A 16,775-nucleotide genomic window follows, 5' to 3' on the forward strand; every position below is an offset into this window, starting at 1 on the left:
AGACTTCACTTTTATGGCAACGCAACGATATACCAAACAAACCGGCTCGATCATTTCCATCGCCGTATCGATGGCAATCGAGATGAACGCCGACGCGTTGCTGTTCTTGCTCGACGGGACGCTTGACTGGAAAAAGATTTCCGAGGCGTCGGCCGGCTACGATAAAACCATCATTGTGGCTGCCGATTCAGGCGATGATTTGGAAGGTGCTGCCGAAGCCGGCTTGAGACCGCTGGCGCTCAACAAAGAAAAGGCTCCGTTGTTGGAGCGATTGCAGCACGCTTTGTTGGAAGCGGCCGCCGATGAGCTGATTCGCACCAATGGCGATGTCGTGGCGGTCTACAGCGGTTTCCAGCAAGGGCGACTTGATTCGCTGAGCCACTTGCAGTTGGACGAACGGATGCGGCGGTTGACCGTCCGCGACCTCCAGCGACTCGGCAGCAGCGTGCCGCTGAAGACGATCAAAGCGGTCGTCGATTTGGCGGTTCAGATTGGTCGCGAGGGGCGTGAGGGCAAACCTGTTGGAACATTGTTTGTGATTGGCGATACGCGGACCGTCTTGGAGCACTGCAAGGACAGCGGCGTCGATCCCTTCCGCGGCTACAACCGCAAGCACCGCAATCTGTTTGATCCGCGGGTTCAAGAAGACGCCAAGGAAATCGCGCAGCTCGACGGGGCTTTTGTCATCACCCCGGAAGGTACGATTGAAAAGAGCCGGCAAATGTTGGAGGTCTCTCACGAGGACCTGACGATGTCGAAGGGGCTGGGGGCGCGGCACTGGGCTTGCGCCGCGATTACTCGCAAAACAAAAGCGGTGGGAGTTGTCGTCAGCCAATCGACCGGCACCGTGCGGCTGTATCAAAATGGTCATTTGGTGATGCGAATTGAACCGATGGATAAAGCGGTCAAATGGCAAGAGTTCAACTATGAACCGCCCAGCGGGACTGCGGAAGGCTAGCGGGACTGCGGAGGGGTAATTCCGCTCTTGACCTGCGATCGCTTTACCAGCTACCACCCACGTGGCGGTCTGCCTGCGAGCTACCGACCTTTCATATGCGTACGGTCAGGGAATGGACAACACGCCGGAAACCGTCTTGGTGCGACGCCCACAACGCTGGGATCAACCGCTTGATGCGGCGATGTCGGCGGATGATGTTTCCTGGTTGCGCACCCGCAATCCGTTTGCCGCGATGCGTGACGACGCCTTTCCCCGCGCCACCCCGCTGCGGGGTATTCTCCAACATGACTGTCGGATTCGACGCTGTGCCCGCGGAGAAATAATTGTTCGCGAGGGAGACTACGGAAACAGTGCCTTCCTGGTCTTAGCGGGGGGCGTGCGGGTTTCAGTCGATCGTTTGCCGCCGGAGTTGCTCGGTCGGCCAATACCGCAAAAGCAGAGCTGGCGAAGTGCCGTGGCCCAGCTCTGGCGGCGGCCGCGTCTGGCCGAGGTGCGATCTCCGGAGGCGGTTTCCGGGAATGTCAACACTCGGATTGATGCCAGCGATGACAATCCCACAATTTTCCTGCAAGACTTTCCCGGTGTTTTTCAAAAGCACCGCAGTTTGAGTCTCGGCCCGGGGGAGTTGTTTGGCGAAGTCGCCGCCATGTATCGCACGCCGCAAACCGCAACCGTGGTTGCTGAGGAAGAGGCCACCATCGTGGAGATTCGTTGGCAAGGTTTGCGGCTGCTGCGGCGGGATGCGGTGTTCGCCGAACAGCTAGAGCAACACTATCGTGCTCATTGGTTGGTGCCCCACTTGCGAGAGACGCCGCTGTTGAGGTTCATGCCGGAGGAGGCGCTGCGAAAGGTGGCGGATGCCACTTTGCTGCGTTCTTACGGCCGCATGGAGTGGAACTTAGACTATCGCAACATTCGTCGTTTGCCGGTGGCTGAGCAAATCGAGCAAGAGCCGCTGATTGCCATCGAAGGTAATCTGCCGACGGAATTGATTTTGATCCGCACCGGATTTGCCCGCGTCAGTCAACAGCATGGCAGCGGGCACCAGACAACCTCCTATCTCGGTAAGGGGCACACGTTCGGATTTGCCGAGATTGCTCACAATGCAACCCGTGTCACGGGGACGCCCCCCTGCGCCTTGCATCACTCGCTCCGCAGCGTCGGCTTTGTGGATACGCTGCAGATTCCCATCGAGACGGTGGCTGAGTACATCTTGCCCTATGTTCGCCGGGGTGAAATTCAGCTTGCCGCCAAGCAGCCGAAGGTTGCCGAGCAGCCGGTGGAGAAAGGGAAAAAGCCAAGCCGTTCGGTCGCGACGGCTGCGGTTAAAGGGACTGACGAGATTGACGAGATTGACGAGATTGACGAAGAGCGACGCTCGGCCCGGCGGGAAAAACCGGGCGAGTATTCCGGCGAAGTTGTCGATGAACCCAACCAGCATGTCGACACCGGCTTGTTGGAATTCTTGGTGCAGGAAAGACTGACCAACGGGCGGCAAACCATGGTCATCGACTTGGAACGTTGCACCCGCTGCGATGATTGCGTGAAGGCTTGCGCGACGACCCATGATGGCAACCCGCGGATGACGCGGAGCGGACCGATTCACGATTCATTGATGTTTGCCCAAGCCTGCATGCACTGCACCGATCCGGTTTGCATGATTGGTTGTCCCACCGGCGCGCTGGCCCGAGACGAAGCGAACGGGACGGTGCGAGTCGAGGAACCGATTTGCATTGGTTGTGGCACTTGCGCGTCGGCTTGTCCCTATGAAAACATCAGCATGGTGGAGATTCAAGATGCCGAGGGGCGTGCTTACCAGGACGCCGGCAGCGGGCTGCCGATCTTAAAAGCGACAAAATGTGACCTTTGCCAGACGCAACCCGCCGGTCCCGCCTGCTTGAATGCTTGTCCTCACGATGCGCTCGCGCGGTTGGATCTTAGTCATCTCGGTCCGCTCGACGCTTGGTTGGGGAGGCGTCGGGGGTGATGCAATTCCGCAAACGACGACGACTGGCAATCCTGATTACGCTCGCGGCTTGCGGTCTATTTGCCGCTGGGCACTGGATGATTTCCAACCGCTTGGGGCATGCCAGTTATTATTCGGGGGGCGCGCTGTTGGCCTGCGTTTGCATCTTGATGCTGTTCGGTGCTCGCAAACGTTTGCCGATGTTGCCGCTGTTGACAGTTTCGATATGGACCCAAGTTCACATTTACACCGGCCTCTTCTCGCTGGCTGTCTACGGCTTGCATGTACCCCGGTTACTGGCCAACGGGTTATTTGAGGGGGGGCTTTCGATCTTGTTTTTGAGCGTGGCCCTGAGTGGTCTCTATGGTGTTTATATCAGCCGCGTTGCACCGCGAAAGATGAACGCGGTGCCGGGTGAGTTTCGTTTTGATCGCTTTCCTTGGCACCGGCAACGTTTGGCCGAGGGAGCCAGCGAAGTGTTGGATGGTTTGGAGGTTTCCTTAGCGTCTCCCGTCTTGGCCGCTTTCTATCGCGATCGCTTGCAACCGTTTTTTTCCAGTCCTGTGCCGATCGGGTTTCTGGTGTTGCCCAACAGTTGGCGGCGTCAGCGATTGTTGCACGGATTGCGCGAGCTCGACCGATATCTCAGTGACCAAACGCAGGCTGCCGCGGGGCAATTGGCCGCCTTGGTGCGGAAGCGTGACGAGCTTGATTTCCATTATGCCTTGCAATTCCGATTGCGTGTTTGGGTGGCTTTGCACGCCGTGCTCTCCACGGTGTTGCTCGGATGGTGTTTGGTGCATGTTGCCATGGTCTTAACCTTTGTTTAATGCTTTTCATTTGCTTTGCTCTCAGAGAATCTAGTGAGCCGCTGTGCGAAACCGAGAGTTGCCGATACCGACGCCGCCCGCTGGAGATCGCCCTGGCGATTTCTGGCTTTGCGGTCGAGCTGAGTGCGGTGAGGCCTGTCCGGGTGGTCCCCGCGTTGATGGATCGTGTGGGGCCAGCGGTGAGAAATGTCGCCCCCGTCGGAGTTGGGTGGGACGTCGGCGGGCGGCTCGCAACGCCTGTTTGGTGATTGCCGCTGGAATTACCTTGTTGGCGATTGGTGGCCCATGGCGGCGCGAGTTTTTGGCTCCGGGGCCACTGACGCAACCGCATGCTCAAATTCTCAGCGGCCAACTGCGTAACGATCGCTGTGCCGCTTGCCATCCCGCCGCTCGTGGCAGTTTGGCCAGCTGGTTTGGAACTGGACAAGTCGGGCATGCCAGCGTATCTCAAAATAGCTTATGCGTTGCATGCCATCACGCAACCATTTCGCCCCAGCGTCAAAACTTGGCTCATAATCTAACCACTCAGGAACTCGCGGCGGTTTCTGCCAGTCAAGTCTTTGCCAGCTTGCAGCTTGCTAGTCATCATCCAGAAACAAAGGATTCCGTCGACCAAACATCCACTTCGGGATCTTGGTTGGCTAGTCTGCGGCGACCCGCTTTTCAGCTCGATGATGTCGCCTGTGCCGCTTGTCATCGCGAGCATCGCGGCAGCATGGCAGATTTGTCTTGGCTCACCAACAAGCAATGTCAGAGTTGTCACCAGGACCAGTTTGAGAGTTTTTCTCAGGGGCATCCCGAGTTTGCCGATTGGCCTTATCGGCGTGGTGGACAAGTCGCTTTTAATCATGCCACGCATCAGCAAAAACATTTCGGTCAACAAAATCAAGTTTTTGATTGTCGCGGTTGTCACGCTATGCAAGCCGACGGTACATTGGCCCGGGTGGCCTCTTATGAATCGAACTGCGCATCGTGTCATGACAAGCCGCTAAAGTTGCAAGCTGGCCAGGGACTCAGCTTGCTCGCCTTGCCAACGCTTGATCTTGAACCGCTCGGCGATGAAGCGTTGAATTTGGCAGAGGGTGGGCAGATGTGGCCCGAGTTGGCGACCGGTGTTGATCGCCTTGATTTGCCCGTGATCACGCGGATGCTGTTGCAACGTGATGAAGCGGTGAAAGCCGGTTTGGATGTCATCGATCAAGCTGGCGAGCAGATATTTAGCGAGCCACCAAGTCGCGAGCAGATGGAGGCCAGCAAGGTGTTGGCTCGTGCCATGCATGATTTGACGTTGCAGTTCGCGGCGAATCCGCAGGCAGCGATCAAGCAACGGCTGCCGCCCGAGTTGGCTGCCAAATTGGTCGAGCAATTATCGCCACAACTTGTCGCCACCGCTTATCAACTCTGGTTTCAGCCAACGGGAGATCGAAATGCGAATCCCTCTACGTTTGAGCCTGCCACGATGTTGCCGGCCGGTGGATGGTATCGCGATGACCGCAAACTGGCGATCCATTATCGTGGCGCGGGGCATGCGGACCGCACTCTGCAATCAGTCTGCGAACTGGCCAAGTCGCCTGAGTTGAGCGGTGCCGAACAGGCCGAGTTGCAAGCGATCCCGGCGGTGGCCGCTTGTTTGGTCTGTCATCCAGGTGTGCAGGCGGGAGTCAGCAGCAGCTGGTTGGCCCGCCGCAGCGACCACGGCCAACGTACTTTTACCAAGTTTTCACATCAGCCCCATCTGAACATTCAAGCTTTAGCTGATTGCCAGCAGTGTCATCAGGTGCAGAGCTTGGCGGCGGACGATTCGGAGCACGCGTTGCATCCTAACGTGGACTTTAAACCGTTGCATCGCGCGACCTGTGTGCAGTGTCATCGACCGTCTGCCGCCGGAGACGCATGTGTTCAATGCCATCGCTATCACGTCGATCCGCCGCAACGCGGATTGTAGAGCGATTGTCCCCAATCGCTTGATTGTAGAGCGATTGTCCCCAATCGCTTGCAGTCTGTACTCTCAAACAGCTGAGGACAGCGGTTCTACAAAGCAAACAGCTGAGGACAGCGGTTCTACAAAGCAAACAGCTGAGGACAGCGGTTCTACAAAGCAAACAGCTGAGGACAGCGGTTCTACAAAGCAAACAGCTGAGGACAGCGGTTCTACAAAGCAAACAGCTGAGGACAGCGGTTCTACAAAGAAAACAGCTGTGCTGGTGATGTTACGACACCCACTGTTCTCCGGGAGTCACTGGCTGGAGGGGAATCTTAGACCACGAGAAATTAGCCAACAGATCTGCCGGTGTGCAAGCTTGCTGCTCGGCTAACAGGCCGCTGGAAAAAGCACACCAGCCGATGATCGCTTGGGGTGTGACTCCCTGCTCGCGATACCAACTCAGCCGCGTGTCACCATGGCGTTTGGCGAGGCGGCGACCGTCGGGGCCGACGACCAGTGGTACATGGGCGAACTCGGGTGCGGGCAGCCCCAACGCGCGGTACAGTTCCAGCTGGCGGAAAGTGCTGAGCAGTAAATCATCTCCGCGGACGACTTGCGTCACCTCCATCGCAGCATCGTCGACGACGACGGCTAATTGATAAGCGGCTTGTCCCCCTTTACGAGTTACCGGAAAGTCGCCCAGCTGTCGCGCGGGTGAGAGCGTCTGAGGACCTCGCAGTAAATCGATGAATTCAAAGGTCTCAGCGCTACTGCGGAACCGCCAACAGAATTGATCGGCAGGTGGGAGGGGGTGACCAGCTTGCCATGCCGCGCAGGTGCCTGGATACAAAGGTCCTTCTTCACCCGCATGAGGCGCCGAGGCGGCGGCCGCGATGTCGGTGCGGCTGCAAACGCAGGGATAGACCAAATCGGCATCAATCAATTGGCGAAGCGCGGTGTCGTAAGACTTGACTCGCTCGGTTTGCAGATAAGGTGTCGACGGGCCGCCGATGTCGGGACCCTCATCCCAATCGAGGCCAAGCCAATGCAAGTCGTCGATCGCTTGTTGCGTGGCCCAAGGTTTTACCCGTGGTGAGTCAATGTCTTCGATCCGCAAGATCACTCGACCGCCGGCGGAGCGGGCGGCTAGCCAGGCGAGCAGATAAGTGCGGGCGTTGCCCAAGTGTTGGGCCCCGGTGGGGCTCGGGGCCAGCCTGCCAACGACCATTAGAAATCGGCATTTCCGGGGGTTCGCGGGATGGGAATACAGTCGCGAATGTTGGCCATTCCCGTAATGTATTGAATGACCCGCTCCAGCCCCAGACCGAAGCCCGCGTGGGGAACGGTGCCGAAACGACGGAGATCGACATACCACCAATAATCTTGTTCGCTGAGGCCCTGTTCGGTCATCCTACTGAGCAACACATCGAGCCGTTCCTCACGCTGGCTGCCGCCAATGATCTCTCCCACGCCGGGGACCAGCACATCCATGCCGCGAACCGTCTTTTCGTCCTCATTTACTCGCATGTAAAAGGGTTTAATCGAGGCTGGGTAATCGGTCAGAATCACCGGGCCGCCAACGTGTTGTTCGGTTAAGAACTTCTCGTGCTCGGCTTGCAGATCGTTGCCCCACTGGACAGGGTACTCCCACTGCTTGCCCGATTTTTCCAGGATTTCAACCGCCGCGGTATAGGTCATGTGGGTGAAAGGTTTTTCCACGACCGCGCGAATTTGATCGATCTTACCTTTTTCGATTCTTTGATCGAAAAACTCTAGATCCTCGCCTCCCTGTTCCAAGCAATCTCGAAACACATGTTTGAGAAACCGCTCGGCCAGTTGCATATTATCGTGCAAATCAAAGAATGCCGCTTCGGGTTCAATCATCCAGAACTCGGCCAAGTGCCGGGTGGTGTTGGAGTTCTCAGCGCGAAACGTGGGGCCAAAGGTATAAACTCGTCCCAACGCGGTGGCGAAAATCTCGGCCTCTAACTGGCCGCTGACAGTCAAAAATGCGGGACGGTCAAAGAAATCATATTGATAGTTAACCGGTCCACCCGACTTTGCCAGCCTTTCCAAATCAAGGCTGGTGACTCGGAACATCTCACCAGCGCCTTCGCAATCACTGGCCGTGATGATGGGCGTCTGCACATAACGGAACGATTCACCACGATAGAATTCGTGGATTGACGCGCAGACCAGATCACGGATGCGGGCGATCGCACCGAATGTGTTGGTGCGGGGGCGCAAGTGTGCCCACTCGCGGAGTTTCTCAAAACTGTGTCGCTTTTTTTGCAGCGGATACGTTTCTGGATCGGCCCAGCCTAGCACTCGCACCGACGTGGCGTGCAGCTCGGTGGCTTGCCCGGCGGCTGGCGATTCCTTGATTTCACCTGCCACCACCACGCTGCAACCAACGGTTAAATGTTTAATTTCCGTTTCGTAATTGGCCAACTCGCCAGCGGCGACCGCTTGTAGATTTCCGAAACAGCTACCGTCGTTAATCTCCAAAAAGCTGAAACCTCCTTTGGAATCGCGGCGGGTGCGGATCCAACCGCGAACTTCCACGGTTTGACCGATGGCATCAGCCTGACACGCCTTGTCAATCAACATCCACTGCATCATTGAGACTTTCGAGAAGAGGGGCGGACCATTTTTGCCGCATGATTACCGACTGGCTTTCGCGGCAGCTTCTTTGCGGGCAAACGATACCATGCCGATCACCAGCAGCACGACCAGGGCGGCGAGGGCTGTTTTACCCAACTCAAACCCATATAGTTTTTTCTCATACAAACCCCACACCGACGCGGCCGAGGCGATTGAGGTGGCGGTAATCATCAGCGTATTCCAGACCACGCGTTTGATCCCCCGCGGCATGGCTTTGCCGAGTACTTGTTCGGAGTTCATTAGCAACAGGAATGAGAGATAAGCGATCGGAAGCATGGCGCCGCCAATCACGGACGTTGGGGTCGCCAGCGCCGGGGCGGCCGCACCCCAAACAAACGGTCCCAGCACGCCGACGGCCGGCAACAGCGAGCCGATGCGGTGCATGGGGCCATCGGGCGATGCGCCGATCATTTCGCAAAAGGCAAAGCCGTTGATGATCATCAAGATTATGATTGTTGAGAGTGCCATCCCCAGCACGCCGATGCCGAAGACTTTTTGCGCGATTTGCGAACCGACCAAAGGTGCCAGCGTGGTCGCCAGCGAGAGGTTGTCCCGTTCCACCAGCATGGCCGCCATCCGCCGATCGGCTTCGGGAAGCTCAGCGTGCAGGGCAGCTCGTTCGCTGTCGCTCAGCTCGCTGATCGGTGTTTGATACTCGGTTTCTTTGGATGGTGGGGCGGCAGCCAATCTTTGGTCAAGAATCTTGCGATAGTCTTTGACTTCTTTAGTTCCCAGTTGCTCCGCTTCGAGCATAGCGAAGACATCTTTGGGTTGACCATGAAACTGGCTGCTAGCGGCGATCACAACGCAGCCGGTTGCCAGCACAAAGGGAAAAATGAGGCCAATCGCCAGATCGAAAATAGCCAAGCCGCGGTGCGGTTTGCCCCAGCGTTTTCGCAGCATCGAATAGGGCAGCAAAAAAGTCATGTTGATCCCCACCGCGGTGGCAAAGGCGGTGATGATCTTATCTTTCTGCGTGGAAGCGATCTTGTCGGACCACCACGTAGACATCTCGCCGGTGGCGGCGATGTCTTCGCGGAGCGATTCGGCAGGTTCGAAGAGGGCGCGGGGATCGGGGATAAAGCCGGCAAAAATTTCGCCCCAGGGGAGCACGCCAGCGTTGGTCATGGCCGCCACGACGCCGAAAAAGCTGAGCACGACGACGCCCACCATGGCTTTGAGGATCCATTCAAAAATGCGGATCCCGCGGCTGCCCGAGTTGTAGAACCAGACCACGATCAGAGCGGCCACTAGCAGGCTGCCAGCGGCTAGCACTTTGCCAGTTGGCGTGGCGCTCGCGGGCAACAGGTTTTGTTGAATGGCGGCGGTTCCCAAAGCAAATTGCGGCAACGACCAGACCACGTTGGCCATCATCGTAGCAATTAGCCAACCCCAAGCGAGCGCGGGGCTGACGTGGTTGCGAACGGCATCGAATGGTTTTTCGCCAGTTGACAAAGTGACGTAGCTGATCGCCGCCAGCATGACCACACCGAGGCTGATCGCCACCGGCTGAAGCCACATTAACTGATAGCCCATGATCACGCCCAAGTAGAGCGCACCTGCCAGCGAACCTCCTCCCAAGGTGATCGCGCCTTGTAGCCAACCGGGGCCGCTGAGTCGAGTGTAGGTCGCCAAGCGAACGGGCAGTCCACGGTTTTCAACCGACTTGAGCAAAGCCGTTTGTCGGTCGAGTGCTGCATCACCCGCGGGGGAACTGTCCGCCATGTTGTCGCTGGAATCCGCCATCAAAATCACCTTTTACAGCATGTCGTGTTCGGCCAAGTATCGCTCAGCATCGAGCGCGGCCATGCAGCCGGTCCCTGCCGAAGTAATTGCTTGACGATAATAATCGTCCGAGACGTCGCCTGCCGAGAATACACCCTCCACAGTGGTGTAAGTTCGCTGGGGCGTCGTCCACTCAATGTAACCTAATTCATTGCGTTTGATTTCGGGGCCGAGAAAAGAGGTGTTGGGCGTGTGGCCGATCGCCAAAAACAAGCCGCCGATTTCAATCTCTGTTTTCGTCTGCTGTTTGTTGTTGAGCAGACGCAAACCGGTGACTCCGCCGGTCTCTGTCCCCAGCACTTCGTCGACTTCATGGTTCCACAGCGGTTCGATATTGGGAATCCGCGTTACGCGTTCTTGCATGATCTTGGAGGCCCGCAGCACATCGCGGCGAACGACTAAGTAAACTTTGCTGGCGAATTTCGACAAGTAACTGGCCTCTTCGACGGCGCTGTCTCCGCCGCCGACGACCGCCAGCGGTTTGTTGCGGAACCGTGGCAGCGCACCATCGCAGACCGCACAGGCGCTGACGCCGCGGTTTTTGTAAGCTTCCTCACTGGGCAGCCCCAAGTAATTAGCGCGTGCTCCGGTGGCGACAATCATCGTGTGGCAGCGGAAGGAGCCGTTGTCGGCGGTGTGCACCGTCATCGGACGCTCGCCCAATTCGGTGCGAACCACGTCGTCGGTGATCACGCGGGTGCCGAAATTACGCGCTTGTTGGCGCATCAGGTTCATCAGCTCGGGGCCGGTCACCGCGTGCGCTTCTTCCTCGACCGGGGGCAGCAAATATTCTTGCTCTTTGTCGATCGCCGAATCGATAAACTGCTTGAGTTTTCCCGAGGGAAATCCCGCGTAATTTTCGACTTCGGTGGTTTGCGCCAGCTGCCCCAGCGGCAGGGTGCCCTGCATGCGATTCTCTTCGCTCATCGCACCTTCGAACACCAGCGGTTCCAAATTGGCACGTGCCGCGTAGATCGCGGCAGACCAAGCAGCGGGGCCACTACCAATGATGATCGTCTTTTCAATCTGTTCCGACACGCGTGAACCTTTTACGGATAACAGGAGGAGGGGCGAAGAATAATAACGAAGTGACGCCAAGGTGAGTTTCGGATACCTTATCCGTCAAGCCGCCACAGGCAGAATTTGCCCGGGTATTATAAGTACCATAACTGGTTGGTCACCCACCCCTTGCGACGAATCGTCCACTCGGCTTCACCTGGCTGCCACTTTTAACTGCCGCGATCACGCTGTTTTCCCGCCTTTTTCCCTTGTTTGACATCCGCAATCATGTCCACCCTGGTCGTCGCCGTCCTTTCGATGGTTGGTTTTATCGTTGCCTATAACACCTACGGTCGTTATTTGGGTAATCGATTATTTGGCTTGGACAACGCCTCGCCGGTGCCCAGCCGGGCCCAGCAAGACAACGTTGATTTTGTGCCGACCCGGCTATCGGTGATTTTTGGCCATCATTTTACCAGCATTGCCGGCACCGGGCCGATCGTGGGGCCGGCGATCGCCGTGTTTTGGGGCTGGCTGCCGGCGTTATTATGGGTCGTGTTCGGCTCCATTCTGATCGGTGGCGTGCACGATCTGTCGGCATTGGTGATCAGCATTCGCAACCGCGGGCAAACGATTGGTGAGACCGCCGGGCGGCTGATTTCGCCGCGGGCTAAACTGCTGTTTTTGACGATTTTGGCCCTCGCCTTGTGGATCGTATTGGCCGTCTTCGGGTTGGTGATCGCTTCGATTTTTGATCTCTACCCGGAATCGGTGCTGAGCGTGTGGGTGGCGATGCCGACCGCCGTGATGATTGGTTTTTGGGTGTATCGTCAAGGAGGCGGGTTGCTGGTTCCCAGTTTGGCAGGCTTGGCGTTACTATACGCGGCGGTTTATGCGGGAGCCTATTATTTGCCGCTCGATCTCAAGGCTTACCTGCCGGAAAGTGGCCTGTTTTCCAGCGCCGTGGTGGTTTGGACTTTGATCCTGTTGGCGTACGCCTTTGCCGCTTCGGTGTTGCCCGTCTGGCTGTTGCTGCAGCCCCGTGATTACATTAACAGCCATCAACTGTTCGTGGCGTTGGCGTTGCTGGTGGCCGGTTTGGTTGTCGCTTCGCTGACGGGGCAAGCCGATCTGGTCGCCACGGCTCCGGCGATTGCTCCGGCGGCAGAGATCCCCAGCGACGCGCCGCCGATCTTGCCGTTCTTATTTATCACCATCGCCTGCGGTGCTTGCAGCGGTTTTCATTGTTTAGTCAGCAGTGGCACCAGCAGCAAGCAGGTGGCCTGTGAGACCGACGCGCGGCCGGTCGGTTACGGTGCGATGCTGCTCGAAGGCGCCTTGGCGGTGGTGGTGATTTTGGCTTGCTGCGCGGGGGTCGGAATGGGACCTGTGGAGCGAGTGGTCGGTGATGACGGGGCCGATTATCGGCTGACGACCACCGAGACGGGAGCCGCGATCACGGGGGCGGCCGCTTGGCGAAGCTATTACCGGGTCAGCGGCGGGGAGGATGGCGGCGGTGGCTGGGCCAACCACAAATTGAAAAACAAACTTGCCGCCTTCATCGATGGGGGCGCGAATTTCATCACGGCCATCGGCGTGCCGTTGCGAATGGCGGTGGCGATCATGGCGGTGTTGGTTGCTTGTTTCGCCGCCACCACGCTCGACACGGCCACGCGTTTGCTGCGTTACGTGTTGCAGGAACTGGGGGCCACGATTCATGTGACTCCGCTGACCAATAAATATGTCGCCACTTCCGCAGCGGTCGGCGTGGCGGTGGCAATTGCCTTGCTGGCTGGCGATCCACCGGGAACTGGAGGCATGATTCTGTGGCCCTTGTTTGGTGCGACCAATCAATTATTGGCCGGGCTGGCTTTGATGGTGGGCGTCTTTTATTTGGCCCGCCGTCGTAAACCAACTTGGCCGCTGCTGATTCCCATGCTGCTGATGTTGACGATGCCGGCTTGGGCGATCACCTATCAGATTGTTTATCAGTGGTATCCGGCCGGAGATTGGCATTTGACGCTCTTCGGCGTATCCATTTTGGCGTTGCAAATTTGGATGGTGGTTGAAGGCTTGCTGATCTGGCGATCGGCTCAGGGGCAGTTGGAGCCGGCGATCGTGATTCCAGCGGCGGCCTCGTCGGCTTGATTATCTGAATTGGCTTGATTGGCTTGGTGGCAGGCGGCTTTCTCGAACCTTCTTTGAGCGTTACGATTCTAAGCATGAAAATTGCAAAATTTATCGATCGGACCAGTGGCGAAACTCAGCTCGGTGTGGTCCAAGACGTGTCGATCGCTCCTTTGCGATTGACTGGCACGCCCTATGCATGCCTCAGCGATTTGTTGGAGGCGGTCGATCCGATCGCGGCGGTCGAATCGTTGCAGACAGCGGCGGCGGTGTCGATTGACGAGGTGATTTTGCTCCCTCCGATTGATCGTCAGGAAGTGTGGGCGGCGGGAGTGACTTACAAACGCAGCCAGACGGCCCGCATGGAAGAGTCCGAAGCGGCTGCTTCGTGTTACGATCGCGTCTACACGGCCGCCCGTCCCGAACTGTTCTTTAAAGCGACGCCCCATCGGGTTCGCGGTCACCTGCAAGCGTTGCGAATTCGAGAGGATGCCAGCTGGAACGTGCCGGAACCCGAAGTCGCGCTGGTGCTCAACCGGGGACTGCGGATCGTCGGTTTGACGATTGGTAACGACATGAGTTCGCGAGACATTGAAGGCGAGAATCCGCTCTACCTGCCGCAGGCCAAGTGTTACGATGCGGCGGCCGGCTTGGGGCCCTGGATACGGCTGGTTTCCGGGCCGGTCGAACCGGCTGAGTTGGCTGTTCAGTTGACGATTCGTCGCGGTCAGAGCGTGGTTTTCGAAGCGGCCACCTCGGCGGCTGAAATGGCTCGTGAGTTTACCGATTTGGTCAGCTGGCTGGGACGCGACAACAGCTTTCCAGACGGCGCCGTGCTGATGACCGGCACGGGCGTTGTGCCAAATGCTGATTTTACTTTGCAAGCGGGCGATTGGGTCGACATCACGATCGATACCATCGGTACGCTTTCCAATTCGATCATTCAAGGTTAAAGGAGTTTTTTAAATGGCCACCGCACAAGCTACCACGCGGCCCGTGTTGATCGCCGGCACCTGGCGCGACGCTGATGCCAGCGGCACTTTCCAAGCCACCGACCCCAACACGGCCACGCCCCGCGAGGCCATGTTCCCGGTCAGCACTTGGGCCGATTGCGACGCGGCGCTGGATGCTGCGGTTGCCGCCCACGCAGCGCTGCGAAAATTGCCGGCTGAGCAGATCGCCCGGTTTTTGGAGCGTTTCGCCGACCGGATCGAAGCGGCCAAAGAGCAACTGGTGGAAACGGCTTACGCCGAAACGGGCTTGGCCAAATCGCCGCGTCTGGCTGATGTGGAACTGCCCAGAACATCGGGGCAATTGCGGAAAGCGGCTGCCGCGGCACGCAGTGGTGACTGGGCGCTGGCCACCATCGATACGGCCGCCGGCATCCGTTCTTGCTATCAATCACTCGGGCCGGTCTGCGTGTTCGGTCCCAATAATTTTCCCTTCGCGTTCAACAGCGTGGCGGGGGGCGATTTTGCCGCCGCGATTGCCGCCGGCAACCCGGTGATCGCCAAAGCCAATAGCTCGCATCCTGAGACCAGCCAGTTGTTGGCGGAGGAAGCGATGGAAGCGGCTCGCGAAACCGACATGCCGGCTGGGACCGTGCAGTTGATTTACCGCACCAGTCACGAAGATGGCGAACGCTTGGTCGCGGATCCGCGGGTGGGAGCGACCGGATACACGGGCAGCCGGGGGGCCGGTTTGAAACTAAAAGCGGCTGCCGATCAAGCTGGTAAGCCGATCTATCTTGAGCTTTCCAGCGTTAACCCGGTCGTCATTACGGCCGCCGCGCTGGCCGAGTCGGGAACTGATATTCTTGACCAGTACCTGACTAGCGTGTTGATGGGAAGTGGCCAATTTTGCACCAATCCCGGCTTGGTCCTGTTGCCCGCGGGCGCGGATGGCGAGCAATTTGTGGAGCGGTTGACCGAGCGGTTTCAGACAGCCCCCGCCGGCACCCTGCTCTCACCCGCAGTTGCCAAATCATTGACCGCGGCGATTGAAACGTTGCAGTCTTCGGGCGCTCAAGTGTTGACCGGCGGTGGGGCTGTGGAGAATGGGCGTTGCGCCGTGGCCAACACCCTGCTCCGCTGCGATGCGACGCAGTTTTTGAGTGATCCCGAAGCGTTCCAAACCGAAGCCTTTGGTAACGCCGCGCTGCTGGTGTTGGCCAGCGACACCTCGGAAATGATCCGCGTAATTGAGTCGCTCGAAGGCAATCTGACCGGCTGCATTTATTCAGCCAGCGAAGATGACGAATCGGCTTACGAAGCCTTGGCCTTTGCCCTCACGCCCAAAGTCGGTCGCTTGCTGAACGATAAGATGCCGACCGGCGTGGCGGTTTCGGCGGCGATGAATCATGGTGGTCCCTATCCGGCGACGGGGCATCCAGGATTTACCGCGGTGGGCGTGCCCGCTTCGCTGTTGCGATTTGGCAAGCTGACCAGTTTTGACAACGTCCGCAAACAACGTCTGCCGAGCTTGCTCGCGGATGAGAATCCAACGGGACAAACTTGGCGAATGGTTGATGGACGCTGGACGACCGATGCCGTTAGCCGTTAAGCGTTCGCGTCCGGTGTTTAATACGGCAAACAGCACAGAACACTAATTCCTGCTCATCGCACACTAATAAAGTTAGCGTTTGAGAACTGTTGTTCTGGTTTGCGGTATTTATCGACTGTGTGTCGAACAGGCTCGACGTTTTTTCGTCTCCCTGCGCCTTTGGGTAGGGAAATGCCAGCGTGCGATGGTGTGTAGCCTTGAGGCGATTCGGCGTGCGCTGGTGTCTAGCCTTGAGGCGAAAGGAGCTGGCTGAGATTTGTACATCGCTTAAGAAACCAGATCGCTTTTGTAAGGACGGGAAGATTTTCACCACTCTTGCTATCGGTACTTCGTGGGTATCAATAGCGGCTAATTGATACCTTAATGATATCAATTTGCGGGGAGGCTCAGCACCTCGATACAAGTCTTTCGTATTTATGCAAGGTAAACTGGTTGGCTTCCATCGTTCGTCGCAACATTTCGCGATACCAGCCTTGCCGCGTCTTCCCGCCCGAATAGTGACGATTAGCGTTCCCATCATAATACAGTAATCGAATAACACACTAATCGAATAACACACTAATCTTCACTCATCGCACACTAATAACATTAACGATATAGAACCGGTGTTTCGAATTCAGTAGCAAATGACATGATTTTCAAGATGTACTTCACCGCGAATCAGCTTGAAACAATTCTTTCGCAACTGTTCGCAGCTTGGAAACGCAGAGTCGTGGAGCTCATGAATCTCGGTGATGCGCTCTCCGTATCCGACATCGGCATGTATGCGAGGAGGCTACGACGTCGCGCAATGGCTCGCATCGGGGTTTCGTGGGGCAAGACGTGTTTTCGGATTGGCCGCGAGGTTATGTGGGTATGACGGTTTTGCGGGGGTGCGCCCGGGTATTGATGCGACATGAAGTTTGCACGAAAATGAGGCGAACTTGAATTATTTGTTTCAAGCTCCGTCCCATTTTCGTT

General features: G+C 57.4%; 11 protein-coding genes. 7 read left to right on the forward strand and 4 right to left on the reverse strand.

All coding sequences use genetic code 11. From position 1 onward, the window contains the following. The first annotated feature begins 13 nt into the window (after window positions 1-13). The 4 genes from SH139x_RS08355 (at window position 14) to SH139x_RS08370 (ending at window position 5,699) form a co-directional block, all read left to right on the forward strand. The gene (locus SH139x_RS08355) at window positions 14-958 is read left to right on the forward strand and encodes a DNA integrity scanning protein DisA nucleotide-binding domain protein (RefSeq protein WP_488354817.1); all 945 of its coding nucleotides are present in this window, start codon (window positions 14-16) and stop codon (window positions 956-958) included. Between the two features lie 112 nt (window positions 959-1,070). Further along, the gene (locus SH139x_RS08360; RefSeq protein WP_488354818.1) at window positions 1,071-2,945 is read left to right on the forward strand and encodes a cyclic nucleotide-binding domain-containing protein; all 1,875 of its coding nucleotides are present in this window, start codon (window positions 1,071-1,073) and stop codon (window positions 2,943-2,945) included. Continuing rightward, the gene (locus tag SH139x_RS08365; RefSeq protein WP_488354819.1) at window positions 2,945-3,754 is read left to right on the forward strand and encodes a hypothetical protein; all 810 of its coding nucleotides are present in this window, start codon (window positions 2,945-2,947) and stop codon (window positions 3,752-3,754) included. Before SH139x_RS08360 ends, SH139x_RS08365 begins: the two co-directional genes overlap by 1 nt. A 43-nt stretch (window positions 3,755-3,797) precedes the next feature. Beyond that, on the forward strand, window positions 3,798-5,699 hold the full coding sequence (locus SH139x_RS08370) for a hypothetical protein (RefSeq protein ID WP_488354820.1): 1,902 nt from the start codon (window positions 3,798-3,800) through the stop codon (window positions 5,697-5,699). Between the two features lie 265 nt (window positions 5,700-5,964). Here the strand turns inward: SH139x_RS08370 and gluQRS are convergent, their stop codons facing one another. From gluQRS to SH139x_RS08390, 4 genes are read right to left on the reverse strand one after another with little or no spacing between them, the layout of a single operon-like run. Next, on the reverse strand, window positions 5,965-6,906 hold the full coding sequence (gene gluQRS, locus SH139x_RS08375; RefSeq protein WP_488354821.1) for a tRNA glutamyl-Q(34) synthetase GluQRS: 942 nt from the start codon (window positions 6,904-6,906) through the stop codon (window positions 5,965-5,967). Next, window positions 6,906-8,297, reverse strand: coding sequence for an asparagine--tRNA ligase (asnS, locus tag SH139x_RS08380; protein WP_488355985.1), 1,392 nt, complete (start codon window positions 8,295-8,297; stop codon window positions 6,906-6,908). Before asnS ends, gluQRS begins: the two co-directional genes overlap by 1 nt. A 45-nt stretch (window positions 8,298-8,342) precedes the next feature. Beyond that, window positions 8,343-10,088, reverse strand: a complete 1,746-nt coding sequence (locus tag SH139x_RS08385; protein ID WP_488354822.1) for a divalent metal cation transporter — start codon at window positions 10,086-10,088, stop codon at window positions 8,343-8,345. 12 nt (window positions 10,089-10,100) lie between these two features. Then, window positions 10,101-11,165 carry an FAD-dependent oxidoreductase gene (locus tag SH139x_RS08390; protein WP_488354823.1) on the reverse strand — a complete coding sequence of 355 codons (1,065 nt, stop codon included), beginning with the start codon at window positions 11,163-11,165 and terminating at the stop codon, window positions 10,101-10,103. A gap of 249 nt (window positions 11,166-11,414) precedes the next feature. Between SH139x_RS08390 and SH139x_RS08395 the strand changes: the two genes are divergently transcribed. The 3 genes from SH139x_RS08395 (at window position 11,415) to SH139x_RS08405 (ending at window position 15,815) form a co-directional block, all read left to right on the forward strand. Then, window positions 11,415-13,274 (forward strand): carbon starvation CstA family protein, encoded by a 1,860-nt coding sequence (locus tag SH139x_RS08395; protein WP_488354824.1) that lies wholly within the window; start codon window positions 11,415-11,417, stop codon window positions 13,272-13,274. Between the two features lie 74 nt (window positions 13,275-13,348). Next, window positions 13,349-14,206, forward strand: a complete 858-nt coding sequence (locus SH139x_RS08400) for a fumarylacetoacetate hydrolase family protein (RefSeq protein WP_488354825.1) — start codon at window positions 13,349-13,351, stop codon at window positions 14,204-14,206. A 13-nt stretch (window positions 14,207-14,219) separates the two neighbouring features. Continuing rightward, complete coding sequence (locus SH139x_RS08405; protein WP_488354826.1) at window positions 14,220-15,815, forward strand: aldehyde dehydrogenase (NADP(+)); 1,596 nt, start codon at window positions 14,220-14,222, stop codon at window positions 15,813-15,815. The last annotated feature ends 960 nt before the right edge of the window (window positions 15,816-16,775 follow it).

This window comes from Kothea flammea (genome assembly GCF_052161645.1).
Lineage (GTDB): Bacteria > Planctomycetota > Planctomycetia > Pirellulales > Pirellulaceae > Laterigemmans.